The organism is Dechloromonas hortensis (genome assembly GCF_009469765.1).
Taxonomy (GTDB): Bacteria; Pseudomonadota; Gammaproteobacteria; order Burkholderiales; family Rhodocyclaceae; genus Azonexus; species Azonexus hortensis.
Genome location: NZ_SSSQ01000007.1, coordinates 47936 through 74517 on the forward strand (window position 1 = coordinate 47936; position 26582 = coordinate 74517).

29 protein-coding genes and 1 other RNA gene are annotated in these 26582 nt (G+C 63.1%); 17 read left to right on the plus strand and 13 right to left on the minus strand.

Annotated elements, in window-relative coordinates; all coding sequences use genetic code 11:
• Window positions 1-18 precede the first annotated feature (18 nt).
• The 10 genes from GH663_RS12385 (at window position 19) to GH663_RS12430 (ending at window position 9547) form a co-directional block, all read left to right on the plus strand.
• Entirely contained in the window at window positions 19-1242 is a 1224-nt protein-coding gene (locus GH663_RS12385) for an MFS transporter (RefSeq protein ID WP_153132060.1), read from the plus strand.
• Window positions 1239-1760 carry a DUF3833 domain-containing protein gene (locus GH663_RS12390; protein WP_153132061.1) on the plus strand — a complete coding sequence of 174 codons (522 nt, stop codon included), beginning with the start codon at window positions 1239-1241 and terminating at the stop codon, window positions 1758-1760. Before GH663_RS12385 ends, GH663_RS12390 begins: the two co-directional genes overlap by 4 nt.
• Complete coding sequence (locus GH663_RS12395; protein WP_153132062.1) at window positions 1757-2512, plus strand: SDR family NAD(P)-dependent oxidoreductase; 756 nt, start codon at window positions 1757-1759, stop codon at window positions 2510-2512. Before GH663_RS12390 ends, GH663_RS12395 begins: the two co-directional genes overlap by 4 nt.
• A 1-nt stretch (window position 2513) precedes the next feature.
• On the plus strand, window positions 2514-2936 hold the full coding sequence (locus GH663_RS12400; RefSeq protein WP_153132063.1) for a nuclear transport factor 2 family protein: 423 nt from the start codon (window positions 2514-2516) through the stop codon (window positions 2934-2936).
• A 132-nt stretch (window positions 2937-3068) separates the two neighbouring features.
• Window positions 3069-4697 carry a methyl-accepting chemotaxis protein gene (locus GH663_RS12405; RefSeq protein WP_153132064.1) on the plus strand — a complete coding sequence of 543 codons (1629 nt, stop codon included), beginning with the start codon at window positions 3069-3071 and terminating at the stop codon, window positions 4695-4697.
• Window positions 4698-5210: 513 nt separating this feature from the next.
• Complete coding sequence (locus GH663_RS12410) at window positions 5211-5792, plus strand: TetR/AcrR family transcriptional regulator (RefSeq protein ID WP_153132065.1); 582 nt, start codon at window positions 5211-5213, stop codon at window positions 5790-5792.
• A 112-nt stretch (window positions 5793-5904) separates the two neighbouring features.
• Window positions 5905-6768 carry an NAD(P)-dependent oxidoreductase gene (locus GH663_RS12415; protein ID WP_153132066.1) on the plus strand — a complete coding sequence of 288 codons (864 nt, stop codon included), beginning with the start codon at window positions 5905-5907 and terminating at the stop codon, window positions 6766-6768.
• Between the two features lie 15 nt (window positions 6769-6783).
• Window positions 6784-8001: an MFS transporter gene (locus tag GH663_RS12420; protein ID WP_153132067.1), complete on the plus strand. Its 1218-nt coding sequence runs from the start codon at window positions 6784-6786 to the stop codon at window positions 7999-8001.
• A gap of 27 nt (window positions 8002-8028) precedes the next feature.
• A complete protein-coding gene (locus tag GH663_RS12425; protein WP_153132068.1) occupies window positions 8029-8883 on the plus strand; it encodes an EamA family transporter in 855 nt (284 codons plus the stop codon).
• A 46-nt stretch (window positions 8884-8929) separates the two neighbouring features.
• Window positions 8930-9547: a nitroreductase family protein gene (locus tag GH663_RS12430; protein WP_153132069.1), complete on the plus strand. Its 618-nt coding sequence runs from the start codon at window positions 8930-8932 to the stop codon at window positions 9545-9547.
• A 333-nt stretch (window positions 9548-9880) separates the two neighbouring features.
• Here GH663_RS12430 and GH663_RS12440 read toward each other — a convergent pair whose 3' ends face one another.
• The 7 genes from GH663_RS12440 to GH663_RS12470 all read right to left on the minus strand — a co-directional run bounded on the left by GH663_RS12440 (window position 9881) and on the right by GH663_RS12470 (window position 16518).
• On the minus strand, window positions 9881-12274 hold the full coding sequence (locus tag GH663_RS12440; protein WP_153132071.1) for a sensor histidine kinase: 2394 nt from the start codon (window positions 12272-12274) through the stop codon (window positions 9881-9883).
• A 114-nt stretch (window positions 12275-12388) separates the two neighbouring features.
• Entirely contained in the window at window positions 12389-14080 is a 1692-nt protein-coding gene (locus GH663_RS12445) for a potassium channel family protein (protein ID WP_153132072.1), read from the minus strand.
• Window positions 14081-14089: 9 nt separating this feature from the next.
• Window positions 14090-14473, minus strand: coding sequence for a DUF6394 family protein (locus GH663_RS12450; protein ID WP_066880963.1), 384 nt, complete (start codon window positions 14471-14473; stop codon window positions 14090-14092).
• A 33-nt stretch (window positions 14474-14506) separates the two neighbouring features.
• Complete coding sequence (locus GH663_RS12455) at window positions 14507-15172, minus strand: BON domain-containing protein (protein ID WP_153132073.1); 666 nt, start codon at window positions 15170-15172, stop codon at window positions 14507-14509.
• The gene (locus GH663_RS12460) at window positions 15169-15759 is read right to left on the minus strand and encodes a phosphoheptose isomerase (protein WP_153132074.1); all 591 of its coding nucleotides are present in this window, start codon (window positions 15757-15759) and stop codon (window positions 15169-15171) included. The genes GH663_RS12455 and GH663_RS12460 overlap by 4 nt, the downstream gene beginning before the upstream one ends.
• Before the next feature lie 41 nt (window positions 15760-15800).
• Window positions 15801-16178 (minus strand): HIRAN domain-containing protein, encoded by a 378-nt coding sequence (locus GH663_RS12465; protein WP_153132075.1) that lies wholly within the window; start codon window positions 16176-16178, stop codon window positions 15801-15803.
• On the minus strand, window positions 16156-16518 hold the full coding sequence (locus tag GH663_RS12470) for a YraN family protein (protein WP_153132076.1): 363 nt from the start codon (window positions 16516-16518) through the stop codon (window positions 16156-16158). The genes GH663_RS12465 and GH663_RS12470 overlap by 23 nt, the downstream gene beginning before the upstream one ends.
• Before the next feature lie 10 nt (window positions 16519-16528).
• Here GH663_RS12470 and rsmI point away from each other — a divergent pair, with 10 nt between their 5' ends.
• Window positions 16529-17368, plus strand: a complete 840-nt coding sequence (rsmI, locus tag GH663_RS12475; protein WP_153132077.1) for a 16S rRNA (cytidine(1402)-2'-O)-methyltransferase — start codon at window positions 16529-16531, stop codon at window positions 17366-17368.
• 36 nt (window positions 17369-17404) lie between these two features.
• On the opposite strand, the gene GH663_RS12480 is transcribed toward rsmI, so the two are convergent.
• Window positions 17405-17644, minus strand: a complete 240-nt coding sequence (locus GH663_RS12480; protein WP_153132078.1) for a hypothetical protein — start codon at window positions 17642-17644, stop codon at window positions 17405-17407.
• A 198-nt stretch (window positions 17645-17842) separates the two neighbouring features.
• Between GH663_RS12480 and pyrC the strand changes: the two genes are divergently transcribed.
• The 3 genes from pyrC to GH663_RS12495 are packed head-to-tail and all read left to right on the plus strand — an operon-like array spanning window position 17843 to window position 20098.
• The gene (gene pyrC / locus GH663_RS12485) at window positions 17843-18874 is read left to right on the plus strand and encodes a dihydroorotase (RefSeq protein ID WP_153132079.1); all 1032 of its coding nucleotides are present in this window, start codon (window positions 17843-17845) and stop codon (window positions 18872-18874) included.
• Window positions 18875-18884: 10 nt separating this feature from the next.
• Window positions 18885-19325: a hypothetical protein gene (locus GH663_RS12490; RefSeq protein WP_153132080.1), complete on the plus strand. Its 441-nt coding sequence runs from the start codon at window positions 18885-18887 to the stop codon at window positions 19323-19325.
• Window positions 19322-20098 (plus strand): DUF3025 domain-containing protein, encoded by a 777-nt coding sequence (locus GH663_RS12495; RefSeq protein ID WP_153132081.1) that lies wholly within the window; start codon window positions 19322-19324, stop codon window positions 20096-20098. Before GH663_RS12490 ends, GH663_RS12495 begins: the two co-directional genes overlap by 4 nt.
• A gap of 9 nt (window positions 20099-20107) precedes the next feature.
• On the opposite strand, the gene infA is transcribed toward GH663_RS12495, so the two are convergent.
• The 3 genes from infA to leuA all read right to left on the minus strand — a co-directional run bounded on the left by infA (window position 20108) and on the right by leuA (window position 23268).
• The gene (infA, locus tag GH663_RS12500) at window positions 20108-20371 is read right to left on the minus strand and encodes a translation initiation factor IF-1 (RefSeq protein ID WP_066880983.1); all 264 of its coding nucleotides are present in this window, start codon (window positions 20369-20371) and stop codon (window positions 20108-20110) included.
• Between the two features lie 31 nt (window positions 20372-20402).
• Window positions 20403-21281 (minus strand): transglutaminase-like domain-containing protein, encoded by an 879-nt coding sequence (locus GH663_RS12505; protein WP_153132082.1) that lies wholly within the window; start codon window positions 21279-21281, stop codon window positions 20403-20405.
• 292 nt (window positions 21282-21573) lie between these two features.
• Window positions 21574-23268, minus strand: coding sequence for a 2-isopropylmalate synthase (gene leuA / locus GH663_RS12510; RefSeq protein ID WP_153132083.1), 1695 nt, complete (start codon window positions 23266-23268; stop codon window positions 21574-21576).
• A gap of 132 nt (window positions 23269-23400) precedes the next feature.
• Between leuA and GH663_RS12515 the strand changes: the two genes are divergently transcribed.
• The 3 genes from GH663_RS12515 to rnpB all read left to right on the plus strand — a co-directional run bounded on the left by GH663_RS12515 (window position 23401) and on the right by rnpB (window position 24530).
• Window positions 23401-23862, plus strand: a complete 462-nt coding sequence (locus GH663_RS12515; protein WP_153132084.1) for an Lrp/AsnC family transcriptional regulator — start codon at window positions 23401-23403, stop codon at window positions 23860-23862.
• A 65-nt stretch (window positions 23863-23927) separates the two neighbouring features.
• Window positions 23928-24083: a hypothetical protein gene (locus GH663_RS21000; RefSeq protein ID WP_170291416.1), complete on the plus strand. Its 156-nt coding sequence runs from the start codon at window positions 23928-23930 to the stop codon at window positions 24081-24083.
• A gap of 50 nt (window positions 24084-24133) precedes the next feature.
• Window positions 24134-24530: RNase P RNA component class A (gene rnpB, locus GH663_RS12520), an RNA gene on the plus strand.
• A 10-nt stretch (window positions 24531-24540) separates the two neighbouring features.
• On the opposite strand, the gene GH663_RS12525 is transcribed toward rnpB, so the two are convergent.
• Both GH663_RS12525 and GH663_RS12530 read right to left on the minus strand, forming a co-directional pair.
• Entirely contained in the window at window positions 24541-25713 is a 1173-nt protein-coding gene (locus GH663_RS12525; protein ID WP_153132085.1) for a vWA domain-containing protein, read from the minus strand.
• Between the two features lie 4 nt (window positions 25714-25717).
• Window positions 25718-26560, minus strand: a complete 843-nt coding sequence (locus GH663_RS12530; protein WP_153132086.1) for an AAA family ATPase — start codon at window positions 26558-26560, stop codon at window positions 25718-25720.
• Window positions 26561-26582: the final 22 nt, after the last annotated feature.

Below are 26582 nucleotides of genomic sequence, written 5' to 3' on the forward strand. Positions count from 1 at the left end.
GCCGCGCCTGGCGCCACCATGACCACCGCCCGCGTCCTCGCCTACGGCCTGCTCGGCCTGCCGCTCGCCTTCGCCGCCTTGCCGATCTACGTCCATGTGCCGCGCTATTACGCCGAAACGGCGGGCATGGAGCTGGCGCTGCTCGGTTTCATCCTGCTCGGCGCCCGCCTGCTCGATGCCGGCATCGATCCCTGGCTGGGCTGGCTGGCCGACCGGGTCTCGCGGCGGCGCATGGTGGGGCTGGCCTTGCTGCCCTTCGGGCTCGGTTTCGTTGCCTTGCTCAACCCGCCGGCCGGGCAGGCCGGGCCGTGGTTGCTCGCTTCGCTGGCCCTGACTTATCTCGGCTTCTCCGCCGCTACCGTTGCCTATCAGGCCTGGGGGGCGGATGTCGGAGTCGATTCGGCGCTGCGCACCCGCCTGACCGCCGCCCGCGAAGGTTTCGGGCTGCTCGGCGTGGTCCTTGCCGCCGCCTTGCCGACATTGCTGGCCGGTACGTTGAACGAAGGCATTGCCCGGCTCAGCTGGATCTTGCCGCCCCTGTTGCTGATCGCTGCGGCGACCACCTTTTCGCGGGTCGGCGTCGGCCGGCCGCTGGCGGCATCCGGGGAGCGGCTGTTGCCCAGCCTGCGCCGGGTTGTGGCCGATATCGCCTTTCGCCGGCTGTTGCTGGTCTTTGTCGCCAACGGCATCGCCGCGGCGCTGCCGGCCACGCTGTTCCTGTTTTTCGTCGCCGATGTGCTGCAGCTGGAAAAGGCGAGCGGGCCGCTGCTGGCTGTGTATTTCGTCGCCGGCGCCGCCTCCTTGCCGCTCTGGGTCCGGCTGGCCGGGCGTTACGGCCGGGTCGCCGCCTGGTTGGCGGCGATGCTCCTTTCCATCCTGGCCTTTGCCGGTGCCAGCCAGCTCGGCAGCGGCGACCTGTGGCCGTTCGCCGCCATCTGCATCGCTTCCGGCCTGGCGCTGGGGGCGGATCTCGCCTTGCCGGCGGCGATTGCCGCCGATCTCGGCGAGCGGCAGGGGCAGGCGGGCGCCTGCTTCGGGGTCTGGAATTTCATTGCCAAACTCAATCTGGCGCTTGCCGCCGGGCTTGCCCTGCCGCTGCTCGGCGGCCTCGGCTATGTGCCGGGCAGCGGCAGCGGCCTGGGCGCGCTGACTTTCGCCTACGCCTTGCTGCCGCTCGCCTTCAAGGCGCTGGCCGGTGTGCTGCTTTGGCGCTGGCGCCATTCCCTGGAGCTTCAATCATGAAACTGTTCGCTGCTGTGCTGTTTTCCCTCGGCCTGACTGCCTGTGCTTCGACCGGCGTCGAGCAATACCGGGCCGAACAACCGGCCCTCGACCTGAAGACCTACCTGAACGGCCGGCTGGAGGCCTGGGGCATGTTCCAGGGCCGCTCCGGCGAGGTCAAGAAGCGTTTCCATGTCGTGATCGATGCTAAGTGGCAAGGCGATACCGGCGTTCTCGACGAAAACTTCAAGTGGTCGGACGGCTCGACCTCGCGCCGGGTGTGGACCCTGACCAAGCAAGCCGATGGCAGCTTCCGCGGTACGGCCGACGACGTGGTCGGCGAGGCGATCGGCGAAGTCTCCGGCAACGCGCTGCGCTGGCGCTACGTGCTGGCCCTGCCGGTGGACGGCAAGGTCTACAACGTCGATTTCGACGACTGGATGTTCCTGATCGACGACAAGGTGATGCTGAACCGCTCCTACATGTCGAAATGGGGCTTCAGTCTTGGCGAAGTGACGTTGAGCTTCATCAAGCGATGAACCCGACTATCACCGATTGGCGCGGCAAGCGTGTCTGGCTGGTCGGCGCCTCGTCCGGCATCGGCGCCGCCATCGCCCGCGAACTGGCCGGGCGCGGCGCGCGGCTGGCGCTCTCGGCACGTCGGGCCGACAAGCTGCAGGCGCTGGGGCTGGCCGACGCCTTGCTGCTGCCCTGCGACGCCACCGACAGCGCCAGCCTGGCCGCTGCCCGTAAAGGCCTGCTGGCGGCCTGGGGCGGCGTCGATCTGGTGATCTACCTGGCCGGCGACTATGTGCCGATGGGCGCCGACAACTTCGATCTGGCGCTCGCCGAGCAGGTGCTGGCGGTCAATTTCAATGGCGCCTTGCGCCTCGCCGCGACCGTGTTGCCGGATCTCCTGGCTGGTGGCGGCATTGCGTTCGTGGCTAGCGTCGCCGGCTATCGCGGCCTGCCCAAGGCGCTGTGCTACGGGCCGGGCAAGGCGGCGCTGATCCATTTTGCCGAAGTGCTGCACCTCGATCTGGCCCCGAAGGGAATCGGTGTCTGGGTGATCAACCCCGGCTTCGTCGCCACCCAGCTGACGGCGAAGAACGATTTTGCGATGCCGGCGCTGCTGACGCCGGAACAGGCGGCGATTGCTGCGGTCGACGGCTTCAAATCGGCAAATTTCGAAATCCATTTTCCGAAGCGTTTCAGCCGCCTGCTGAAGCTGTTGGCGCTGCTGCCCTACCGCTGGTATTTCCCGCTGATTCGCCGCTTGACCGGAGGCTGAGATGAACCTCGACCCATTGATCCGTTTCTATCACGAGCTTTCCCCGGAAAGTGTCGCCCGTTTTCCCGAGTTCTACAGCGCCAACGCCTACTTCAAGGACCCGTTCAACGAGGTGCGCGGTATCGGTGCCATCCAGGGCATCTTCAGTCACATGTTTCAGCAGGTCGCCGAGCCGCGTTTCGTGGTCGTCGAACGGATGGTCGATGCCAGTGGTGCCATGCTGGTCTGGGAGTTCTTCTATCGGGTCCGGCTGTGGGGCAAGGGCCAGGCCCAGGTCATGCGCGGTGTCTCGCACCTGAAATTCGATGCCGACGGCAAGGTCTGCTACCACCGCGACTACTGGGATACCGCCGAAGAGCTCTATATGAAGCTGCCCGCTCTCGGCATGCTGATGCGCGGTCTGCGCCGGGTGCTGGCGGCCTGAGACTTCGGATTATCCGTATTGCGTTGGCTCGGGCTTGGCCCTACAGTGGCCGTGCCGTCCGGCACAAAAATATAATGCGACGTCTCCTCCACCAGCGAGGGCGCGATCGCTCCAGTGGAGCGCGAGACAATAATGGGTTTTCTGAATTTCGGCAGTTTGAAAGGGCGCCTGACCTTGTCGGTGCTTGTCGCATTAATCGGGTTGATCCTGCTCGGCACTTTCCAGGCCGTGCACCTGCGCAGCCAGTTGCTGACCGACCGCAAGGCGACGCTGCAGGCGGCGGTCGATATTGCGCTGAGTGCGGTCAAGGATTTGCAGGCGCAGGAAGCGAAGGGCGAACTGACCCGGGAGCAGGCCCAGAAGCATGCCAAGGACGTGCTGCGCAGCATGCGCTACGCCGGCAGCGAATATTTCTACGTCTATGACAGCAAGGGCATGGGCGTCATGCACCCGGTGCGCCCCGAGTACGAAGGCAAGAGCCACTGGGACCGCCAGGACAAGAGCGGCGCCTACACGGTACGCAACCTGGTCAAGACGGCACTCGACAAGACGGTGCATGTCCAGACGATGACGGCCAAGCCGGGCAGCGAGGTGCAGGTGCCGAAGCTGCAGAACCTGGTGCATTTCGAACCCTGGGACTGGGTGATCGGGACCGGACTCTATATCGACGACCTCGATGCCATTTTCTACCAGCAGTTGCGCGAAGTGGCGCTGGTCATTGCCCTGCTGCTGCTCTCGGTCGGTGCCGTTGCCTGGTGGATGGCGCGCGCCATCCTGGCCCAGATCGGCGGCGAGCCGGCCGATGCCGTGGCGACCATGAGCAAGGTGGCGGCGGGCGACCTGACGGTGTCGCTGAACACCGCCAACCCGAAGAGCCTGCTCGGTGAACTCGATCACCTGGTGCAGGCCTTGCGCCAGATGATGCAGGAAATCAGCCGCAACGCCGGCCAGGTCACCCGCTCGGCGCAGGAGATTGCCGAGACCTCGGCCAAGGTCGCCGACTCGGCTTCGGCGCAGACCGAAGCGACGCAGACGATGGCGGCGGCGATGGAGGAGCTGACGGTATCGATCAACCACGTCTCGGACAATGCGGGCGAAACCGAACGCTTCGCCAGCAGCGCCGCCGAACTGGCGATTCAGGGCGAGCGCAGCGTCGAGGTGGTGGCCGGTAACATCGCTACGATGGCCGGCCGGGTCGGCGATGCGGCGCAGCAGGTGCGCAGCCTGTCGGCCAACACCCAGGAAGTGGCGCGGATGGCGGCGGTGATCAAGGACATTGCCGGGCAGACCAATCTGTTGGCCCTCAACGCGGCGATCGAAGCGGCGCGGGCCGGCGAGCAGGGCCGCGGCTTTGCCGTGGTGGCCGACGAGGTGCGCGTGCTGGCCGAGCGTACCGAAAAGGCGACGCAGGAAATCGCCGGCGTCGTCGACCGCATCCAGAACGAAACCGTCAATGCCGCCAAGGTCATGGACGACGCGCTGCCGGCTGCCGAAAAGGCCCGGACGACGGCTGGCGAAACCAGCGAACTGCTGCATCGCATCGCCGAGGGCTCGCGCTCGGCGCAGAACCTGGTCCGCGACGTCGCCGCTTCGACGCGCGAACAGAGCGAAGCCAGCACCTCGCTGGCCCAGGAAGTGGAGCATATTGCCAATCAGGTCGAAGCGACCGGGGTCAGCATGAACATCACCGCCGAGGCGGCCCGTTCGCTGCTCGCCACCGCCCAGTCGCTGAAGACGGCGACCGAACGTTTCCGGGTCTAGGCGGCGGCTGCTCCGAACCAAAAGATGGGCGCCGTGGGGCGCCCATCTTTTTCATGACTCACGCATCTGACTTCGCTGGACCACGCCAAGATTCGATACGGCAGGTTTATCAATAGCCGAGGCGCGTTCATCATATTCAAGGAGGTGTGCGCCAAGTTCGTGGGCGACCATTCCAGGGAACGCAACAAGCCCAGCAAGCAGCACTGCTACCAAGCGTGAGCGACCCAACATCGACCCGATCCAGGGGGGATCAAGGTTCAAGACGTGATTTGCCTCGACATCGTGGCGCTGATGAAAAAGCTGATTGTCGGGATCTCGGGCATGACGAAGCGCCGGCATGCACGCAAATAAAGCCAGGTTGCCATACGGAACATGAAAACACCGACTATCGGTTGCGCTGGCAGAAGTTGGAGCAAGAGTGCGGCCCGAGCGATGAACGGTCCGATTGTTCTTGACGCTCCAGAGGCCACATCGTATATTTAAAGGAACGATCATTCCAATTCGATGGGTGCCATGCGTACCAAAACGTTCGAGCCTGACGAGATTGCCGATGCTGCCATGAAGGTCTTCTGGCAGCGTGGCTATGCTGCGACCTCGGTTCAGAATCTTGTAGAAGGCACTGGCCTGTCGCGCAGCAGCCTCTACAGCACCTTTGAGAACAAGCAGGGGCTTTATCAGCAGGCGCTACGCCGCTATCAGGCGGTGACCGCGTCCAATGTGGAGTTGCTGGCTAGCTCGGGTTCCGCCAAGGATCTGATCCGGCGGTTGCTGATGCGTATCGTCGAGGATGAACTGAACGATACGCATCGTCGTGGTTGCCTGGTCGCCAATGCCACACTGGAATTGGCAGGCCAGGATGAAGCGGTAGCCGAACTGGTGGCCCACAACTTCCAGCGCTTGCAAAAGGCATTGGAAAAATTGATTCAGCGGGGGCAGGAATCGGGAGAGGTTGCCGCCAAAAAGAGTCCGCGGGCGCTGGCCCGGTTTTTCGTCAACACCATGCAGGGGCTGCGGGTGTTGGGTAAAGGGAGTCCCCCACAGCAACGTCAACAGTGCCTGACGGAGGTTGTTGACGTGGCGCTCGATACCCTGTAGCCGTTCCTCCGCCCGTCGTCCTGGCACATCGTGCGTCGGGATGCCGGGCTTTTATTTGGCCCAAAACGGAACGATCGTTCCTGTTTTGTTTTTCACCATTAAAGGAGTTCGCATGAGTACAAACCGAAACATCACCATCGCCGTTCTTGGCACTGGCCTGATCGGCGCCCCGGTCGCACGTAATCTTCACAAGCAGGGGTTCAAGGTGCATGCTTGGAATCGCACCGCTGCCAAGGCTCTGGCGCTGGTCGCGGACGGTATCCTGGCATTCGACAATCCAGCCGATGCGGTGGATGGTGCCGACATCATCGTGACCGTGCTCAAGGACGGCCCCAGCGTCGAGCAGGCGATGCGGGCGGCTGCGCCGGCCTTGGGCAAGGGGGCCATCTGGTTGCAATTGAGTACGGTGGGCATCGAGGGCATTGACGCCCTGGCAGCATTGGCCGCAGAGCAAGGGCTGGTGTTCTACGACGCGCCGGTGCAGGGTACCCGCCAACCTGCTGAACTGGCGCAACTTATCATCCTGGCATCTGGACCGGTCGAGCAGCGCGAAGCCGCCCAGGCTGCCTTCGATGCTATTGGCAGGCGGACCTTGTGGGTGTCGGCACAAACAGGCGCCAGCAGTCGCCTCAAGCTCGCACTCAACAACTGGGCCTTTGCGCTGACCCATGGTCTGGCTGAAAGCCTAGTGCTGGCTAAGGGGCTGGGTATCGATCCCGCACTAGTCGTGGATGTAGTCACGGGGGGACCGATGGACAGCGGCTATTTCCAGGTCAAGGCTGCCGCGATCCTGGCCGAGAACTACGCCGCCAGCTTCTCTATCGCCAATGCAGTAAAAGATGCTCGGCTGGTGGTCGATGCCGCCAGCCATGTTGGTGTGCATATGGATGCGGCACAGGCTGGCCTCCGGCGCTTTGAGCGCGCTCTGGAAGCGGGACACGGCGACAAGGACATGGCGGCGTCCTATCTCGCCTGAGCCGATGAACGCAATATGAGCATCCTGAATTCTGAAAAGCCTGTGCAAGCGTCGGTTGCTAGCGCCGAGGGGCTGCCTATTGGAAACCTGCTGGCGTTCACGATGGCGGGTTTTCTCGCCATCATGACCGAGACTATGCCCGCCGGCCTGTTGCCACAGATTGGCCAGGGGCTGGGCGTGTCCGAAGCCTTCGCAGGCCAATTGGTCACACTTTATGCGCTCGGGTCGGTGCTGGCGGCCATCCCGGTTGTTGCCGCCACCCGCAGTTGGAACCGCAGGTCGCTGTTCCTGTTGGCGATCGGCGGCCTGTTGGTGTTCAACACCATCACGGCCTTGTCTACAAGCTACGGTTTGACCTTAGCCGCACGCTTTATCGCGGGCATGGCGGCAGGTGTCGTGTGGGGTTTGCTTGCCGGTTATGTGCGGCGCATGGTGCCGGAGTGTCTACTGGGGCGTGCGTTGGCGGTGGCCGGTGTCGGTCAGCCCATCGCTTTGTCCATCGGCGTACCATTGGGAACGTGGCTGGGCAGTTTGTTCGACTGGCGTAGCGTGTTCTGGATCACCTCGGCGCTGTCGCTGTTGCTGTTCTTCTGGGTCCGGCTGGCGGTGCCGGATTTTGCCGGCCAGTCAGCCAAGCAGAAGATCCCGATCAGGCGCATCTTCCTGATGCCCGGCATTCGTCCTGTACTGCTGGCATTATTCGCCTGGATACTGGCGCACAACATTCTCTACACATATATCGCGCCCTTCCTCGTATCTGTCGGCCTGGGACAACGGGTGGATGCCGTGCTGTTGCTGTTTGGCGTATCGTCCATCGCGGGGATCTGGATCACCGGCCTGCTGGTGGATCGCTGGCTGCGTACGCTGACGCTGTTGAGTCTGGCTGTATTCACCGTGGCTGCACTGGCGCTTGGCTTCTTCGGTGCGGCGCCATGGATCGTGCTTCTTGGGGTGGCGACGTGGGGAGGGACCTTCGGGGGGGCGCCGACCTTGCTACAAACCGCTCTGGCAGATACGGCGGGTGACGATGCCGATGTGGCGCAGTCCATGCTGGTGACGATCTTCAATCTCGCCGTGGCGGGTGGTGGTGTGCTGGGCGGGGTGCTACTGGAGGCCCTGGGCCCGGCGTCATTCCCTTGGACGATGGCTGTGCTGGCACTGTTGGGCTTATCCGTCGTCTGGTCGGCCAATCGGCATGGCTTCAGGCCGGGCCGTCGCGTCGTCGTGTCCTGACCGGGTGAATCGATGACCAGAGCTGCGATGAACACCAGCCGCGATGTGGCATTGACTGCGCTTGCTCCAGTGATCTGGGGATCGACCTATCTGGTGACATCGGAATGGTTGCCTCCAGATCGGCCTTTTACTACGGCATTCTTGCGCGTGCTGCCGGCGGGGGTACTGCTGACTCTTTTTACCAGGCATCTGCCCGCACGAGCTGATCGCTGGCGTTTGGGTGTGCTGGCGGCCTTGAACATCTGGCTGTTTCAGGCATTGCTGTTCGTCGCCGCCTACCGCCTTCCGGGGGGGCTCGCGGCGGTACTGGGTGCCATCCAGCCATTGCTGGTGATGTTGCTGGCGTGGGGCGTCGATCGCCACGCGCCATCACCTTACTCGGTCGGGGCATGCGTGCTTGGCGTGGTAGGCATGGCCGTTTTGCTATTGTCACCGCAAACCGTCTGGGAGCCGTTAGGTATTGCCGCTGCCATTGCTGGTGCCGCTTGCATGGCAGCCGGTACCTATTTCGGGTGCCGGTGGCGGATGGATATGCCGGTGCTGGCGCTCACGGGGTGGCAATTGCTCATCGGCGGGGCCATGCTCGCGCCGGTCGCGTGGCTGGTCGATACCCCGCTTCCGAAGCTGACAGTGTTGCAAGTTTCTGCCTACGCCTACCTGTCACTGGCCGGCGCGCTGCTGGCCTATGCCTCGTGGTTCCGTGGCATTACCCGCCTGCCGCCGGTTGCCGTGGCTTCGCTGGGGCTGCTCAGTCCGCTCACTGCTCTGCTTCTGGGGTGGATTGTGCTCGGCCAATCCATGTCCAGCACGGCAATGGTCGGGCTGGTTCTCGTGCTGGCTAGCATCCTTGCTTTGCAGTTGACGGCGACGAGGGGGCGCTAGCAATAGCCTATTTTCTTTCCCAACTTTTTTCTCATCGGGTAATTACATGATTAGTACAATTCAGCACATCATTGAATCTCGCACTTCCGTTAATCACTTTCAGCCGAATCGACGCTTGGGTGATGAGGTGATTGAATCCTTGGTCAGTCAAGCGACCAAATCCCCATCAGCCTACAATATGCAGAACTGGCGATTCATCGTCGTGCAGTCCGATTCTGCCAAAGGCCGCCTGAAATCAGCAGCCTACGAACAACAGAAGATCGTCGACGCCTCTGTCGCTTTCATCGTCTGCGGCACCCTGGCAGCACATGTGCAGTTGGCCGCAGCTCTGCAGCCCTGTGTGGAAGCGAACATCATGGAGCAGCAAATGGTTGATGGATGGGTTGCGCTGGCAAGCTCATCCCATGTCGGAGATCCTGCCTTGCAACGTGATGAGGCTATCCGCTCGGCATCCCTGGCTGCCATGACGCTGATGTTGGCAGCGCAGGGAATGGGTTTGGGTTCATGTGCTATGAGCGGGTTCGATGCAATGCAGGTTGTTCGGGAGTTTGGACTCTCCGCGACCGAATTGCCGGTGATGATCATCGTGGTGGGTTATCCAGCAGCAGGAAATTGGCCACAGAAGCCACGGAAAGCGCTATCGGAAGTTATTTCCGTAGTTTGAGGGCGCCGCAATCCGCCTGCGCTTGCGGCGTTTTTACCGGATTCTCGGTGGCCCACAACCCGTTGTTAGAAGTGCGGTACGGCGCGCATGAGATGCGCGATGTGCAGAACATCGCCGATATCCTGGTCGATCCGAAGGGCGCTCTGCTCTATCGTCGCAAGCGCACCTGCGCGGAGCCGGCGAATCCGCCGAACTCTACAACGTGGATCGCTTCGTGTTCCCCGAAAGGGCTCGACCAGCTTCCGGCCGACTACCCATCTGCTGGCTTTACCCGGCACCGCCTGAAAAAGCTCGTATTTTGCCGGTCGACCGCCGGACTCCGGAAAGTCGGTTTCAGGCGGCCTTGCCGAGGCGGGCGGTGAACCAGAAGGTGCTGCCGACGCCCGGCTGGCTGTCCAGGCCGACCTCGCCGCCCATCAGGCGGGCGAGCAGGCGGTTGATGCCGAGGCCAAGGCCATTGCCGCCAAAGTTGCGGGTGCTGGAGCCATCGACCTGCTCGAAGGCGAGGAAGATGCGTTGCTGGTTCTCTGCGGCGATGCCGATGCCGGTGTCGCTGACTGCGAAGCGGACGAGAAAATCGTTCTCGCCATCGTCGATGATGCTGGCCGTCAGGCCGATGCCGCCGGCACTGGTGAACTTCAGCGCATTGCCCAGATAGTTGAGCAGCATCTGGCTGAGCCGTTCTAGATCGCCGTGCATGCGCTCGGGCAGCGCCGCCAGTTCGAGTGTTAAGGCTAGTCCCTTGCGGCGAATGCTGTCGGCGATCGCCTCATCGATCCTGGCGGCGAGGTCGGCGCGCGTGAAGTCGGCGGCAACGATGGCGAGGCGATTGGCTTCGAGGCGGGCCAGGGTCAGCAGGTCGCGCAGGATCAGGTGCAAATTGTTGGCGGCGGCCAGGATCTTGCCCAGTTTGTCCTGTTGCTGCGGATCGCTGCTCTTGCGCTGGAGGAGATCGGTGAAGCTGATGATGGCGTTGAGCGGCGTATTGATCTCGTGGCTCATGTTGGCCAGGAAAATGCTCTTCGCCCGGTTCGCCGTTTCGGCCACCTCCTTGGCCAGCGCCAGTTCGCCGGTGCGCAGGGCGACCTCTTCGGCAAGGTGCTGGCGGTGCATCTCCAGTTCCTGCAGCATGTGGGTGCGTTCGCTCTGGTCGAAGAACTGGACCAGCAGATGCGGTTCGTTACGCAGGGTGAGGGGAAGGAGCAGGCAGTCGGCCCAGATTTCCCGGCCGAACAGCGTCACGTAATGCACCGAATGCTTTTTCAGCTCCCCGTCGGCGAGCGCCGCCAGGCATTGGTCGAGCAGGCCGGACTGGCGCCAGGTACTGAGTTCGCGGAAGTTGAAGCCCATCAGTTGCTGAGGCGTGCAACCGATCAGCGCGGCGTAGTTTTCGTTGCCCAGCACGTACTGGCCATCGGCACGATAGACGGCGATGGCGACCGGCGAGGCGAGCAAAATCGATTCGGTGGTTAGCGCCATTTCGCGCAGTTGGGCTTCGGCATGCCCGCGCTCTTCGGCTTCGGCTTGCAGCTGCCGGTTGCTGTCAGCCAGTTCGACAGTGCGGGCGATGACCCGTCGTTCGAGCGTTGCCCGTTCGGCATCCAGCGCCTGCAAGGCCTGGCGCCGCTGGCGGTTGACCCGGAGCAGGGCGAGAATGAGCAGGCTCTCGACGGCGAACAGCAACAGGCTGCCGATAATCTGCCAGCGATAGTCCTGCCACAGGCTGTGCGGCTGGTTGATCAGCTGGCTGCCGGGCGGCAGGTCGCTCCGCTCCAGGCCGAACTGCTGCATCACGGCATAGTCGAAGAGCGGGCTGGTCGGCGAGGTCATCACCACCGGCAAATTGTCGGCCCGCGTCCCGTCGAGAATCCGCAAGGCCTGTTCGGCAGCGGCCAGGCCCTGATCGCGGGCGGTCAGCAACTGGCCGCCGATGATCCCGGTGCCCAGGTGGAAGTCCCAGAAGGAATAGACCGGGAGCGGGCTGATCGCGCTGATCAGGCGGCCATTCTCGACCGGGGTCAGGGCCCGGCCGTTACCGGTATCGCGGGTCTGACCGCTGAGAAAGACCAGGCTGTCCTGGCCCTGCTTGCCGAGTGCGGCCTGGATTTCGGGGAGTGAAGCATCGTGCAGTTCGAGCAGTTTGAACCTGTCACGGTATTTCGGGAAAACCGTGCTTTCGGCGATCTGCCGGATGCGCTGGCTGCTGGCGTCGCCGCTCGAGGTGATGAAAACCAGGGTCCGGGTCTGCGGGAACTGTTGGATCGCCAGTTCGACGGTACCGGTCAGTTCGACCTCTTCATTGACGCCGGTGATGTTGCGGATGCCGTCGAGCAAGGCTGGCCGGAAGCTGTTGTAGCCGCAGAAAACGATGGGAATGTCGGGGAACAGCCGGGCCCGGTGCTTGAGCGCGAAATGGAAGGCATCGTTGTCGGACAGCATCACCAGGTCGGGCTTGTAGGCCGCGTATTTGCCGGCGAGCAGCGTTGCCTGCTGGTCGCGCAGTGCTGCGTCGGGAAAGCGGCGGCTGTCGAGATATTCGGTCGATACTTCGATCGGCCGGCCGGCGGCGGCCAGGCGCTCGCGGATGGCTTGCTCAATGCCGTCGCTCCAGGCGTAGCCCGGATGGTAGGAGTTGATATACAGCACCCGGCTGGTCGTGGTCGCGACCTGTGCCCAACTCAGGCCGCTGAGCAGCGCCAGGCCGAGGCCGAACAGGAGGCTGAACAATTGGCCAGGATGCTTGGCGCAAGCAGACGTTGTCAGGGGCACGAGAAAATTGGTCAAAGTGTTATGCGCCTCAAATCCTACTGCAGAACGCCCGCTGCCTGCCGGAAAATGGCGCTAAGTTGATTTGGTGCCGGACAGCCGTTGCCACAGCCAACTACCGCTGCTTTCCCGGCCGCTCAGCACGTAGTCGAGCTCATTGGCGTTTTGCAGGGTCAATTCAAGGTTGCGGCGGGCATCGAGCGGGCTGGCCAACAGTAGCTGGTCGCCGGCGAGCAGTTTGAACTCGGCGTCGGGCAGCAGGTGACAAGCCTCGTTGCGTTCGATGAGCAGCACCACCGCGGCGAGCGGCCGGCTGCGCTCGGTACCGTCGCGCAGGAGGTCGCCGAGCCGGATCGTCCGCTCGTGCATCAGCGCCTGCCAGGCGGCCGGAGCCTCCGAGGCATTCAGGCGGGAGCCCCAGAGTGTCGGTGTGCGGCCATCGCACAATGCCTGCAGTCGTTCGACCAGGGCCCGGCTCCAGCTTTCGTCCTGGCTGTCCAGGGCGGCCAGAAAGCGGGCGAGCAGCGGTGTGGTCAGGATGGCGATCGCTTCCTGGGCGACGATACGGCTCGGCACCATCGTGAAATCAGCGCCGTAGGCCTGGAACAGCGCGCTGTTGGCGGCGTGGTTCTGGCGCGTGACGACGAACAGCGACGGCTTCAGTTCGCTTGCGGTGACGGCAATCGACAGATTGTTCACGTCGTTGTCGCTGCCGGCGATGATGCCTGAAGCGGTGGCGATGCCGGCCTGGCGCAGGGTGCTCGCCTCGGTGCCATCGCCGACGATGCTGCAGTCGGCATCCGGGGCACCCGGGTCGATGATGGTCAGGCGGATGCCGGTTTGTTGCAGGCGCTCGGCCAGCGCATGGCCGAAGCGGCCGTAGCCGCACAGGATCCAGTGACCGGCCGGTGGCCGGTGCGGTTCGGGAATCGGCGTTTCCGGCAGGCTGGTCAGTAGTTCGATCAGCCGGAAACGTTCCGGTGCGGTCACCGCCAACGCCAGTTGTTCGGCGAAACGTTCATAAGGGCTGATGATGTGATCGGTGCCGAACGAAGCCATATTGGCCTTGACCGAGGGTGTGCGGGCACGGGCGATGACCGGGATGGCCGGGTTGAGCAGGCGGACGGCGATTGCGATGGCGAGATTGGCTTCCTCGTCATTGGTCACGGCCAGTACGCCGCGGCATTTCGGATGCGTCAGCCCGGCCAGCAGCAGGTTGTCCGGTTGGCGGGCGTCGGCGGCGAGGGCCGGGGTGTCGGTCTTGAAATCCTGGAGGTCGAGTTCCTGGACGCGCAGTTCATCCTTTTCGAGGACGACGAAGGCCTGGCCGATATGGTCGAAACTGCGGCAGATCAGGTTGCCGGTCTCGCCGCAGCCGCTGATCAGGTAGAACGGCTCCTTCAGGCGACGGACGCGGCGGGCAAAGCGGTTGGTGGTCAGCGTGTTCTGGAAGCCCTTGTCCTGGAGCAGTGCGATCAGCGTCACCACCGAGTACGACCAGCCGACGACGGTCAGGTAGATGCAGATCGTCACCCATAGCCGCTGGGCATCGGAAAAGGCGTTGGGGATTTCGCCGAAGCCGATGGTGGTCGCCGTGTAGCTGATGAAATAGAAGGCGTGGAAGAAGCTGAGCGGGGCGGCCGGCTTGCCGTCGGCATCGACCCCGGGAACCAGGGTCAGGCCGATGACCGCGATGCCATAGATGACGATGAGCAGGATGATCGGCGCCCGCATGCGCCGGAGGACGAGGAAGAAGGCGCTGTTCACGCGCAGCTCCTAGCGGCGCAGCATCACGGTTTCGACAATGAGGATGATGACCGAGACGACGTTGGCGAAGAGGGCGCCGCCTGACAGCGAAACGACGCTGGAGGTGACATGGGCGGTCATGCCGACGCCGGTGACGTGTTCGGCAATGCCCCAGGTGAGGGCGGCGGCGATCAGTTGCAGGTCGGCGACCAGGCTGGTCGACAGGTGGATGGCGCCGATCTGGGTGCGGTCACCGAACTTGAGGGCAGTGGCGATCAGGCTGACGATCAGCGCGGCGGCCAGTTCGTAAACGTTGTGCAGTTCCGGTCGCTCGATGTCGCCGATGAAGAAGCCGAAATTGAGGGTGGCGGCGAGGACGATGAAAAAACCAAAAATGACCTTTTCCAGATTCATGGTCCTCTCCCCCGGTTACATGGTGTTAGCGGCTCAGCGGTTTTCTACCGGCGCCGTTGCCGGCGGCGGCGTCCGCGCCCCGAGCGCCTGGTTGTCGATGCGGCGGATATCGGCGTCGGGCAGCACTTCCATCACATTGACCACCTTGCGCACGCCGTCGGTGGTACGGGCTACGGCGACGGCGACCTTGGCTTCGCGTTCGCTGACGATGCCCATCAGATGGGTGACGGCCTTTTCGGTGACGACCTTGATGTGGTTGGCCGAAATCTGGTTCGAATCGACCAGGCGTGCCTTGACCTTGGAATCGATGTAGGAGTCGGTGCTGCGCGAGCCGAGCGAGGACAGCGGGCCGATCGTCGTTTCGTTATGGACCAGGCGGACGCCTTCGATCTTGCCGACGGCTTCGCCGATCGCCTGTTTCGCCTCTTCGCTCGGCACTTCGCCGGTAATCAGCACGATGTGGTTGTAGGAGGTGAAGTTGAGGTGCGAAACGTCCTTGTACTGCGCCGGGACGCGCGAGGCGGCCTTCCATTCGGTCGACTCGTCGTCGGTCTGGGTACCGGTCGAGCGGCGGTCGTGGGCGCTCATCACGCCGACTGCCGCACCGCCGACGATGACGGCCGGGACGCAGCCCTGCAGCATGGGCAGGGCGATGACCAGGGCGGCAGCGCCAAGGCTCAGCTTGAATTTGTGCATCATTCGACTCCCAATAAAAGCGCGTCGATGCCATCGCACAGGCAATGGATGACGAGCAGGTGGGTTTCCTGAATTCGCGCCGTCCGGTCGGCCGGCACGCAAAGATGAATGTCGTCGTCGAGCAGCATTTCGCCGATCATGCCGCCACCCTTGCCGGTCAGCGCGACGACGCGCATGTCGGCTTCGTGGGCGGCCTTGATCGCCTCGATGACGTTGGCCGAATTGCCGGAGGTCGAAATGGCCAGCAGTACGTCGCCGGCGTGGCCGAGGCCGCGGACCTGCTTCGAGAAGATCTGGTTGAACGAGTAATCGTTGCCGACCGCGGTCAGGATCGAGCTGTCGGTGGTCAGCGCGATGGCAGCCAGTTCCTGGCGCTCGGCTTCGAAACGGCCGATCAGTTCGGCTGCGAAATGCTGCGAATCGCCGGCCGAGCCGCCATTGCCGCAGGCGAGTACCTTGCCGCCGTTGATCAGGCTGTTGGTCAGGGTTTCGATGGCGGCGGCAATCGGTGCCGCCATCATCTCGACGGCGTTCAGCTTGGTTTGGGCGCTATCTTCGAAATGCTTGGCGACGCGGGCGATCAGATCCATATTTTTCAGCAGGTTGGGGCCAGTAATTAAAGCATTCTACATCACAGCTCGATGAAGACCTCGAACTCCACCCGGCGCCAGGGATTCGGGTGTTCGGTCAGTCTGGCGATGCGGGCGACGGGTCGCTCACCCTGGTCCATGGCGGCGGCAACGCTGCGGTTTTCGCTACGCGGGACGTAGCCCAGCTTATGGCCACGCCACTCGACACGGATGGCATGGCGGTCGTGTCGATTGTCCGGTTCGCGGACCAGCGTCAGTGCGTCGCCGACCTGCAGTTGCCGCCAGAATTCGCCGACCGCGTAATACTGGCTGCCGGCCAGCGGCGAACTCTGCACCAGCAGGCGCACGCTCTCGGCCTGGGCCGCCGTTAGCCACATACCCAGCCACAGGGCGAGGCTAATCGTCAGCAGCAAACGCATCGCGGAGCCATTCCAGTTGGCCGTTGTCGATCAGCACGCAATCGAAACGGCAGTCGCATTCCGGCTTGCCGAGCAGGTAATGGCGGGCGGCGAGGATGATGCGGCGACGCTTGCCGGCGGTGATGCTGGCGCCGGCCCCGCCGAAATCGCTGCGGCTGCGCTGGCGGACTTCGACGAAGACCAGCACCTTGCCGTCGCGGCAGATCAAGTCGATTTCACCGCCGCGCACCCGGAAATTGCGCTCGACGAGGCGTAGACCGCAGCCCTCCAGATGGCGCGCGGCGAGCGCCTCGGCTTCGCGGCCACGGGCGGTGGTGGTATCGTTGGTCTTTGTCTGCATACCCGAAAAAATGACGGAAGAATCCGCTGCATTGTATGTTGTCCCGACGCCGCTCGGGAACATGGCCGACCTGACCCGGCGGGCCGAAGAAATCCTGCGCCGTGTCCCCTGGGTCGCCGCCGAAGATACCCGGCACAGCGGTCCGCTGCTCAAGCAACTCGGCTCGTCGGCGCGGACGCTGCCGGCACACCAGCACAACGAACATGAGGCGGCCGCCCGCATCGTCGAGCGTCTGCGGGCCGGCGAGGCGGTGGCGCTGATTTCCGATGCCGGCACGCCGGGCATTTCCGATCCCGGCGCCCGGGTTGTCGCCGCCGTGCGCGCCGCCGGCTGCAAGGTGGTGCCCTTGCCCGGCCCCTGCGCGGCGACGACGGCACTGTCCGGTTCCGGCCTGCTCGACGAACATTTCCTGTTCTACGGTTTTCTGCCGAGCAAGGGCGGCCAGCGCCGGCAGGTGCTCGAAGGCCTGCGCGAACATCCCTATGCCCTGGTTTTTTACGAGGCACCGCATCGCGTGCTGGAAACGGTGGCCGATCTCGCCACGGTCTTCGGTGAGCGGACACTGGTCATCGGTCGCGAACTGACCAAGATGTTCGAGTCGATCCACAGTTGTCCGCTCGGTGAGGCGCTCGACTGGCTGAAGGGCGATCCGAATCGCCAGCGCGGCGAATTCGTGCTGATGGTGTCCGGGGCGCCGGCCGATGCCGACGATGGCGAAGGCGAGCGCGTCCTGAAGCTGCTGCTGGCCGACGGCCTGCCGGTCAAGCAGGCCGCCAAGCTGGCGGCGGCGATTAGCGGCGCGGCGAAAAATGCGCTCTACGAGCGGGCGCTGGCGCTGAAAAACGAATAATTCAGAGGTCTACCGGGCGAGCGCCAGGCCTGGGACTCACTGGCCTTGTGTTTTGCGCGGTGCTTCGGTGTCGGCAATCGAATGGCCTTCTTCCGAGGCGGCTTGCAGCAGCCAGCACAGGTCACTGCCTTGCACCGGCATCGGGACCATCTGGTTCCAACTCCAGCGAAAGACCGGGCCGTAGGGCACGTAGCGCGCCAGCACGTCGCCTTGCGGGCTGACGCCGAAAAAGGGCCAGGGCGATGTGATCGCGGTTTTCAGTTGGGCTTCGGTCATGGGTAGCCTCCTTGTTGCGGGCAGTGTCGAAATTTCAGTCTGCGCGCGAACGGGTTGCCAAGCAATGACCTGGATCAGGTAGCAGGCAGCCTGGGCTGGGTGCCATTTTTTGCCGCTTTGTCAGGTCGCCGGACGGGCAATCCGCCGAGCTGAATCGGCAGCCTGCTAAAATTGGCGAAATTACCCAGAGAAACAAGCATGCAACTGACCATTACCCGCCCCGATGACTGGCATCTCCATCTGCGCGATGGCGAAGCGCTGGCCGCTGTTGTCGCGCACACTGCCGCCCAGTTCGGTCGTGCCATCGTCATGCCCAACCTGAAGCCGCCGGTGACCACCGTCGACCAGGCCGCCGCCTATCGTGACCGCATCGTTGCAGCGCTGCCGGCCGGCGCCTCGTTCGAGCCGCTGATGACGCTTTACCTGACCGACAACACGCCGGCCAGCGAGGTAGCCAAGGCGGCCGCCTCCGGTTTCGTCAAGGCGGTCAAGCTCTATCCGGCCGGGGCAACGACCAATTCCGATGCCGGCCTGACCGATATCGCCAAGGCTTACGACACGCTGGCTGAAATGGAGCGTGTCGGCCTGCCGCTGCTGGTCCATGGCGAAGTGACCGATCCGGCGGTCGACCTCTTCGATCGCGAAAAAGTCTTCATCGACACCGTGCTGCTGCCGCTGACCCAGCGTTTCCCGAAACTGAAAGTGGTGATGGAGCACATCACGACCAAGGATGCGGCGGAATTTGTCGCTGCGGCGCCGTCGACCGTAGGCGCGACCATCACCGCCCACCATCTGCTCTACAACCGCAACGCCATCTTCCTCGGCGGCGTGCGGCCGCACTGGTATTGCCTGCCGGTGCTGAAGCGCGAGACGCACCGCGAGGCGCTGGTCGCCGCCGCGGTGTCCGGCAATCCGAAGTTCTTCCTCGGCACCGATTCGGCGCCGCATGCCAAGGGCGCCAAGGAAGCAGCCTGCGGCTGCGCCGGCTGCTACACGGCCTATGCCGCGATCGAACTGTACGCCGAAGCCTTCGAACAGGCCGGGGCGCTCGACAAGCTGGAGGCCTTCGCCAGCTTCCATGGTCCGGACTGGTACGGCCTGCCGCGCAACAGCGGTACGCTGACGCTGGTCAAGGAAAACTGGACGGTACCGGCTGATTACCCGTACATCAGCACCGACACCATCGTGCCGCTGCGCGCCGGCGAAACGCTGTCCTGGAAAATGCGTTAAGGAAAAAATCATGCGTCTGCGTCACCTGATCCTGCCGCTGCTGGCTGCGCCGCTGCTCACCGCCTGTATCAACGATGGCGCGACGTATGAAATCGACAATACCCGCGAGCATGTGCTGTCGCTGATCCGTGAACAGCCGTACTTCTGGGACAGCAAGGTCAATCTCTACCTCGTCGTGTCGCGGATGCCGGCCTGCCTGCGCCGGCACAACCTGGGTGTCGGTACCGAAAAGACCAAGGTCGAGATCTACCAGGTGCCGTCCGGTGCTTTCATCGTCAAGAGCGGCAAGCGCATGTTCGCCACCGAAACGCAGACCTGCGAGAGCTTCGCCAAGATGGACGGAGAGCCGGCCGAGGGGATGGGCAAGTTGATGGGCACTTTCCGCGTCAAGAACGGGGAGCTGGTCTTCGTCAGGGAAGAGAGCGAAGAAGCGAAATCGGCTGACAATTGAGCCCGCTTTCGCCTTACGCGCTGCCGCTGTTCGATCCGCTACGGCCGTGGCTGGAACTGTTGCCAAGCTCTCCTGATGCCGCTGCCGTGGCAGCGCTGGCCAGCGAGCAGCCGATTCTGACCGAGAACGGCCAGCGCATCCGCTTCGTGCCGCCGCAGCCTGACGGCCTGGCTTATGAATGTCGAATCTGGGAAAGCGGCGAAGTGGAAACCCGGCCGGGCAACTGGCATGACTTCTTCAACGCGGTGGTCTGGTTTGCCTTTCCGCGCACCAAGGTGGCGGTCAGTGCGCGCCACGTGCGGGCGATGGCGCCGGCCGGCGAACAGCGCGGCACGGTCCGCGATGCGCTGACCCATTTCGACGAATGCGGCATCGCTGTGCTCTCCAGTCAGCCTGAATTGCTGGAAATGCTGCGCAATTTCGAGTGGAAGCGGCTGTTCGTCGAGCATCGTGCCGAAGTCAGGCAAAGCATGCGCTTCCTCGTTTTCGGCCATGCGACCTACGAGGCTTTGCTCAAGCCGTTTCGCGGCCTGACGGCCAAGGCCATCCTTTACGACATCGACTCAGATGGCTTGCAGCAGTCACCGGCGGCACTGCGTGCGGCGGTCGACGCGCGTCTGGCAGCCGATCTGGCCAGCGGCCGGTATGCCCGGCCGCGCGATTTTCAGCCCTTGCCTCTGCTGGGCATTCCGGGGGTGGTCCCGGACAGCGAAGATCCGGCGTATTACGACGATACCTATCAGTTTCGTCCAGGACGCCGGTCGCGCACCTAGAAACAGCGTTTAGAAACGACGACGACGCGGCGGTGCGGAGGTGCCGGTGCGGGTTTCGATGTGACGGAAGGTGATGCGGCCCTTGGACAGATCGTAGGGCGAGAGTTCCAGCGTGACCTTGTCGCCGACCAGGATGCGGATGTGGTTCTTCTTCATCTTGCCGGAGGTGTAGGCGATCAGTTCGTGGCCGTTTTCCAGCGTGACGCGAAAGCGGGTATCGGGGAGGACGTCATTCACGACGCCTTGCATTTCAAGTAGTTCTTCTTTTGCCAAGGGTAATTCTCCTGTAAATGGAATTCGGGGTTCAGGCCTTGTCGACCGTAGCATCGGTCGATAAGGCTTCCGGCCGGTGGCGGGGTGTTTCCCACGGACGGCCGGCTTCGGTAAGGGCGCTGACCGAGATCAGCGGTGGCGGTGAAACAACGCCGCCAAAAATGGTGGCGAAGGAGACATCGGCCGCATCGCGCCCGGTGCCGAGACGGACGAAGCCCATCGGAATGGCGGTGCCCGAAGGGTCGAACAGATACCAGCGCTGGTCGAGATAGACCTCGACATAGGCGTGGAAATCGGTCGGCCCGAGCGCCGGGTCGGCGCCGTAGTCGATGCCGGTGGTGAAGCGGGCCGGAATGCTCAGGGCGCGGCAGATGGCGATCATCAAATGCGCGAAATCGCGGCAGACGCCGACGCGGTCGGTCAGCGTGTCGAGCGCCGAGGTTGTCGAACTGCTGGTCGCACCGCGGAAGGTGACTTGCCGGCGCACCCAGTTCTGGATCGCTTCGACCCGGCGGTAGCCCTTGGGCAGATTGCCGAACTCGGTCATCGCCAGCATGGCGAGGCGGTCGGACTGGCAGTAGCGGCTCGGATAGATGTAGGTCAGCGCCGATAGCGGCAACTGGGCAACCGGGGTTTCGTTGATCGCGTCTGGGTTGCCGATGTGGTGGTCGATATCGACCGTTGCCTGATAGGTGACGTGGAGCGGGCCGGGGGCGGCGGTCAGGCGCAGGTAGCGGGCATGGGTGACCGGGTCGGTCTGGATCGTGCTCGGCACCTGCTGGCTGATCTGCAGGTTTTCGGCAACGATGGACTGGCTGGCGGTCTTCGCGGCGTGGATATTGAAGACGAAATCGGCGCCTGGATAGTTCAGTTCATAATGAAGATCGATTGCGAACTGGATGCGAACCATGAATTCCCTGAGGTAAGGCTACCTGCTGCTCCAGGCAAACCCTGGGCGCGGTCAGGCGACCATTGAAACGGCGTTTGCGACGGGAAATGATTAGTTCAGCGTGCCGGCAGGCCAGAAACGATGGCGCGGCAGAGGGACAGCATTTACGCGGGGCAGAACGGTGAGGCCGGGTACAGTGACCCAAGGCTGGGCTGCATCTTACGCCGGACCACCCAGGCTGGCAAGAAAAAATGCCGAAAATGACAGGATATTCAATCCCTTGCCGTTGTTCCGGCAAGGGATTGTCGGTGTCTTACGCGGCCTGCTGGCGTTCTTCGCGCATCTGCCCGGCGCCGAGGCGATTGACGCCGCTGAGCAAGGCCTTGATCGAGGCGGTGACGATGTTGCTGTCGACGCCGACGCCGTAGCATTCACCGCTCCGGCGGCCGGCGATTTCCATGAAGGCACAGGCCCTGGCGTTACCGTCCTCGCCCATCGGCACCATCGAGCGCTCTTCGTAGCTGCGCACCTGGATCTGGATGCCGGCACTCTGCAGGGCGTGTACCGCGGCGTTGATCGGGCCATTGCCTTCGCCGGTGAGAATGTGCGGCGTGCCGTCGATCTCGATGTTCAGGCGGATGCCCTGGGCGCTGCCGTGTTCGTAGAGATGGTGCTCGCGGTAACGGACCGGCGTTTCGGTATCGAGGTAGGTCTGGGCGAACAGGTTCCAGATGTCGTCGGCGCTGACTTCACCACCGTGGGTGTCGGTGTGCTGCTGGACGACGCCGGAGAATTCGACCTGGAGGCGGCGCGGCATGACGACGCCGTGCTCGGTTTCCATCAGGTAGGCGATGCCGCCCTTGCCCGACTGGCTGTTGACGCGGATCACCGAGTCGTAACTGCGGCCGACGTCGGCCGGGTCAATCGGGAGATAGGGCACCGACCATTGCTCATCCGCCTTTTGAGCGGCAAACCCCTTCTTGATGGCGTCCTGGTGGGAGCCGGAGAAGGCCGTGAAAACGAGATCCCCAACGTATGGGTGGCGCGGGTGGATCGGGAGCTGGGTACAGTGTTCGAAAGTGCGGGCGACGGCGTTGATGTCGGAGAAGTCGAGCTGCGGATCGACGCCTTGCGTGTGCATGTTGAGGGCGAGGGTGACGAGATCGACATTGCCGGTCCGTTCGCCATTGCCGAAAAGGCAACCTTCGACGCGGTCGGCGCCGGCCATCAGGCCGAGTTCGGCGGCAGCGACGGCGGTGCCGCGGTCGTTGTGCGGGTGGAGGCTGATGATGACACTGTCGCGGCGGGCGAGGTGGCGGTGCATCCACTCGATCTGGTCGGCGTAGATGTTCGGCGTCGCGATCTCGACCGTGGTCGGGAGATTGAGGATGACCTTGCGCTCCGGCGTCGCACCCCAGGCAGCGGTGACGGCGTCGCAGACTTCGAGGGCGAAATCGAGTTCGGTGGCGGTAAAGAGTTCCGGGCTGTATTCGAGGGTGATCTTCGTTTCCGGTATTTCCTCGGCGAGCGTGCGGATGAGGCGGACGGCATCGACCGCCATGGCGACGACTTCCGCCTTGCTCATGCCGAAGACGTTGTCGCGGAAAGTCTTGCAGGTGGCGTTATAGACGTGGACGATGGCCTGCTTGGCACCCTTGAGCGATTCGAACGTACGGCGGATGAGGTGTTCGCGGGCCTGGGTGAGGACTTCGATGGTGACATCGTCGGGAATGTGGCCACCCTCGATGAGGCCGCGCACGAAACCGAATTCGGTTTCCGAGGCGGACGGGAAGGCGATTTCGATTTCCTTGAAGCCGATGGCGCAGAGCGTCTTGAACATGCGCATCTTCTTTTCGCCATTCATCGGCTCGAAAAGCGCCTGGTTGCCGTCACGGAGGTCGGTACTCATCCAGATCGGCGCTTTGTCGATGACGTGGTTCGGCCATTGGCGGTCGGCAAGCTGGACCGGCGGAAAGGCTGAGTATTTGGCGGCGGATTTCTTGTTCATGGTGCTGCTCCGGCAATCAATTTCGATGGGCAAATATTATGTGAATTTAGGTGGCAGGTGCTTGCGTATTGGGCTATCAAAAAGCACGAATTTGGCAGAAAATTGCGTTAATAAAATAATTTGAGCAAGCATATGGAAATCGATCGTTACGACCGGCAAATTCTCGCCATCCTGCAGGCCGATGGCCGGATCAGCAACCAGGATCTGGCCGACCGCATCGGCCTGTCGCCCTCACCCTGCCTGCGCCGGGTACGGGCGCTGGAAGAGTCGGGGTTGATTACCGGCTACCGTGCGCTGCTCGATGCCAAGAAACTCGGCCTGAGCCTGATGGCGCTGATCGGTATCTCGATGGATCAGCACACGCCGGAACGCTTTGCCAACCTCGAAGCCGCCATCAACGACATTCCGGAGGTGCTGGAATGTCTGCTGATCACCGGTCAGCAATCCGACTACCAGTTAAAAGTCGTCATCCGCGACATGGATGCCTATCAGGAACTGCTGCTCAACAAGATCACCCGCATCCAGGGCGTGACCGGCGTGCACACCAGTTTTGTGCTCAGAAAAGTGGTTGACCGCAGCAGTCTGCCGTTATGAAACGGCGGCGCGAGTATTTACTTGTATAAACTGTTTATCGCTTACCCATCGTGAAGGTGTTTCCCATGAAAGTCTTTCTTACGCTCTGTGCGACCGTCGTCTTGCTGAGCGGCTGCGCTGTTTACACGCCGGCCGGCAGTGTGGTCGTCGACCCGCATGGTCCGCCGAGTGGCGGGGGCGGCTTCTGTCCGCCGGGACAAGCCAAGAAGGGCAACTGCTAAAACGGTAAAGGCGTCGGCAAAGCCTGGCTGGGGCGTATAATCCGCCCCGGAAAGTCGGCCAGGCAATCGCTGGATACGCAAGTATCGGGAGGAAAGTCCGGGCTCCATTGGGCAGGATGCCAGCTAACGGCTGGGTGCTATACGGTCGCAAGACGAAAGTTGAACGACTCAAGGCAACGGAAAGTGCAACAGAAAATAAACCGCCGATGGCCCCGCAAGGGGATCAGGTAAGGGCGAAACGGCGAGGTAAGAGCTCACCGCGCTGGCGGTAACGTTCAGCGGCATGGCAAACCCCATCCGGAGCAAGACCAAATAGGGAAGCTGAGGCGTGGCCCGCGCTGCTTCCGGGTAGGTTGCTTGAGCCTGTCGGTAACGGCAGGCCTAGAGGAATGATTGCCGAACCTCGCAAGAGGGGAACAGAACCCGGCTTATCGGCCGGCTTTCCACCAGATTCTGTTTATTTCGCCAGGCTGCGCATGGCCCGTTCGAGGCCGTCGATGGTCAGCGGGAACATCCGCTCGCCGAGTAGCTGGCGGATCATCGTGATCGATGGCGTGTAGCCCCAGTGGGCTTCCGGCAATGGGTTGAGCCAGACGGCCCGCGACCAGGTGTTGAGCAGGCGTTCCAGCCAGACGGCGCCGGCTTCCTCGTTCCAGTGTTCGACGCTGCCGCCGGGGCGGGCGACTTCGTAAGGGCTCATGCTGGCATCGCCGACGAAAACCAGCTTGTAGTCCGGGCCGTAGGTGTGGATGACGTCCCAGGTCGACAGCTTTTCGCCATGGCGCCGGCGATTGTCCTTCCACACCCCTTCATAGACACAGTTGTGGAAATAGAAGTGCTCAAGGTGCTTGAGCTCGGCGCGGGCGGCGGAAAACAGCTCCTCGCAGGCCTGGATGTGATCGTCCATCGAGCCGCCGATGTCGAGAAAGAGCAGCACCTTGATCGCATTATGGCGTTCCGGCCGCAACTGCAGGTCGAGCCAGCCGCCGTTGCGGGCCGTGCCGGCGATGGTGCCGTCGAGATCGAGTTCGGTCGCCGCGCCCTGGCGGGCAAAGCGACGCAGCCGACGCAGCGCGACCTTGATGTTGCGCACCCCAAGCTCTAGCGAGTCGTCGAGATTGCGGAATTCGCGCTGCTCCCAGACCTTGATCGCCGTCCGGTTGCCGACCGATTCGCCGCCGATGCGGACACCTTCCGGGTTGTAGCCGCCGTGGCCGAAGGGCGAGGTGCCGGCGGTGCCGATCCACTTGTTGCCGCCGGCATGGCGTTCCTTCTGCTCGGCGAGCCGTTCCTTCAGTTGCTCGAAGACCTTCTCGTAGCCGAGTTTCTGCAGCCGGGCCCGGTCGGCTTCCGACAGATGGCGGCGGGCCGCCAGTTCCAGCCATTCCTCCGGCACCATGGCGTCGAAACCGGGCAGCGCCTCGATACCCTTGAAGTATTCGCCGAAGGCGCGGTCGAAACGGTCGTACAGGGCCTCGTCCTTGACCAGCAGGGCGCGCGCCAGCAGGTAGAAATCGTCGAGGCTGCCACTGACCAGTCGGGCCTGCAGCGCTTCGAGCAGGGCCAGCAGCTCGTTGGTCGACACCGGCAACTGACGCGCCTTCAGGTGCAGGAAGAAATCGACCAGCACTGGTTCAGCTCTTGCGGTGGGCCATGAAGGCGAGGCGTTCGAACAGATGCACGTCCTGCTCGTTCTTGAGCAGCGCCCCGTGCAGTGGTGGAATGGCGTCTTTCGCCTCCTTGGCGCGCAGCGCTTCCGGCGGGATATCCTCGGCCAGCAGCAGCTTCAGCCAGTCGATCAGTTCGCTGGTGGACGGCTTCTTCTTCAGGCCGGGCACTTCGCGCAGGTCGAAGAAGACTTCCAGCGCTTCCTTCAGCAGATCATGCTTGAGGACCGGGAAATGGACGCCGACGATGCGCTGCATCGTTTCCTTGTCGGGGAACTTGATGTAGTGGAAGAAGCAGCGGCGCAGGAAGGCGTCGGGCAGTTCCTTCTCGTTGTTCGAGGTGATGATGATCAGCGGCCGGTGTTTCGCCTTGATCGTCCGGTGCAGCTCGTAGCAGTGGAATTCCATGCGGTCGAGTTCGCGCAGCAGGTCGTTGGGGAACTCGATGTCGGCCTTGTCGATTTCGTCGATCAGTACCACCGACGGTTCGTCGCACTCGAAGGCCTGCCACAGCACGCCATGCCCGATGTAGTGGCTGATGTCCTCGACGCGCGGATCGCCCAGTTGCGAGTCGCGCAGCCGCGACACGGCGTCGTATTCGTAGAGGCCCTGCTGCGCCTTGGTGGTCGATTTGATATGCCACTGGAAGAGCGGCATGTTCAGCGCCCGCGCCACTTCCTCGGCCAACAGCGTCTTGCCGGTGCCGGGTTCGCCTTTGATGAGCAGCGGCCGTTGCAGGGCGATGGCGGCGTTGACCGCCAGGGTCAGGTCGCAGGTGGCGACGTAGCTTTCGGTACCTTCGAATTTCATGGTCTGGATGTCCGGTGGAGGC

Bases quoted from the DNA above. Each gene is read 5' to 3' on its own strand.
- GH663_RS12385 (WP_153132060.1), top strand. From the start codon at position 19: ATGACCACCGCCCGCGTCCTCGCCTACGGCCTGCTCGGCCTGCCGCTC.
- GH663_RS12390 (WP_153132061.1), top strand. From the start codon at position 1,239: ATGAAACTGTTCGCTGCTGTGCTGTTTTCCCTCGGCCTGACTGCCTGT.
- GH663_RS12395 (WP_153132062.1), top strand. From the start codon at position 1,757: ATGAACCCGACTATCACCGATTGGCGCGGCAAGCGTGTCTGGCTGGTC.
- GH663_RS12400 (WP_153132063.1), top strand. From the start codon at position 2,514: ATGAACCTCGACCCATTGATCCGTTTCTATCACGAGCTTTCCCCGGAA.
- GH663_RS12405 (WP_153132064.1), top strand. From the start codon at position 3,069: ATGGGTTTTCTGAATTTCGGCAGTTTGAAAGGGCGCCTGACCTTGTCG.
- GH663_RS12410 (WP_153132065.1), top strand. From the start codon at position 5,211: ATGCGTACCAAAACGTTCGAGCCTGACGAGATTGCCGATGCTGCCATG.
- GH663_RS12415 (WP_153132066.1), top strand. From the start codon at position 5,905: ATGAGTACAAACCGAAACATCACCATCGCCGTTCTTGGCACTGGCCTG.
- GH663_RS12420 (WP_153132067.1), top strand. From the start codon at position 6,784: ATGAGCATCCTGAATTCTGAAAAGCCTGTGCAAGCGTCGGTTGCTAGC.
- GH663_RS12425 (WP_153132068.1), top strand. From the start codon at position 8,029: ATGAACACCAGCCGCGATGTGGCATTGACTGCGCTTGCTCCAGTGATC.
- GH663_RS12430 (WP_153132069.1), top strand. From the start codon at position 8,930: ATGATTAGTACAATTCAGCACATCATTGAATCTCGCACTTCCGTTAAT.
- GH663_RS12450 (WP_066880963.1), bottom strand. From the start codon at position 14,473: ATGAATCTGGAAAAGGTCATTTTTGGTTTTTTCATCGTCCTCGCCGCC.
- GH663_RS12455 (WP_153132073.1), bottom strand. From the start codon at position 15,172: ATGATGCACAAATTCAAGCTGAGCCTTGGCGCTGCCGCCCTGGTCATC.
- GH663_RS12460 (WP_153132074.1), bottom strand. From the start codon at position 15,759: ATGGATCTGATCGCCCGCGTCGCCAAGCATTTCGAAGATAGCGCCCAA.
- GH663_RS12465 (WP_153132075.1), bottom strand. From the start codon at position 16,178: ATGCGTTTGCTGCTGACGATTAGCCTCGCCCTGTGGCTGGGTATGTGG.
- GH663_RS12470 (WP_153132076.1), bottom strand. From the start codon at position 16,518: ATGCAGACAAAGACCAACGATACCACCACCGCCCGTGGCCGCGAAGCC.
- rsmI (WP_153132077.1), top strand. From the start codon at position 16,529: ATGACGGAAGAATCCGCTGCATTGTATGTTGTCCCGACGCCGCTCGGG.
- GH663_RS12480 (WP_153132078.1), bottom strand. From the start codon at position 17,644: ATGACCGAAGCCCAACTGAAAACCGCGATCACATCGCCCTGGCCCTTT.
- pyrC (WP_153132079.1), top strand. From the start codon at position 17,843: ATGCAACTGACCATTACCCGCCCCGATGACTGGCATCTCCATCTGCGC.
- GH663_RS12490 (WP_153132080.1), top strand. From the start codon at position 18,885: ATGCGTCTGCGTCACCTGATCCTGCCGCTGCTGGCTGCGCCGCTGCTC.
- GH663_RS12505 (WP_153132082.1), bottom strand. From the start codon at position 21,281: ATGGTTCGCATCCAGTTCGCAATCGATCTTCATTATGAACTGAACTAT.
- leuA (WP_153132083.1), bottom strand. From the start codon at position 23,268: ATGAACAAGAAATCCGCCGCCAAATACTCAGCCTTTCCGCCGGTCCAG.
- GH663_RS12515 (WP_153132084.1), top strand. From the start codon at position 23,401: ATGGAAATCGATCGTTACGACCGGCAAATTCTCGCCATCCTGCAGGCC.
- GH663_RS21000 (WP_170291416.1), top strand. From the start codon at position 23,928: ATGAAAGTCTTTCTTACGCTCTGTGCGACCGTCGTCTTGCTGAGCGGC.
- GH663_RS12530 (WP_153132086.1), bottom strand. From the start codon at position 26,560: ATGAAATTCGAAGGTACCGAAAGCTACGTCGCCACCTGCGACCTGACC.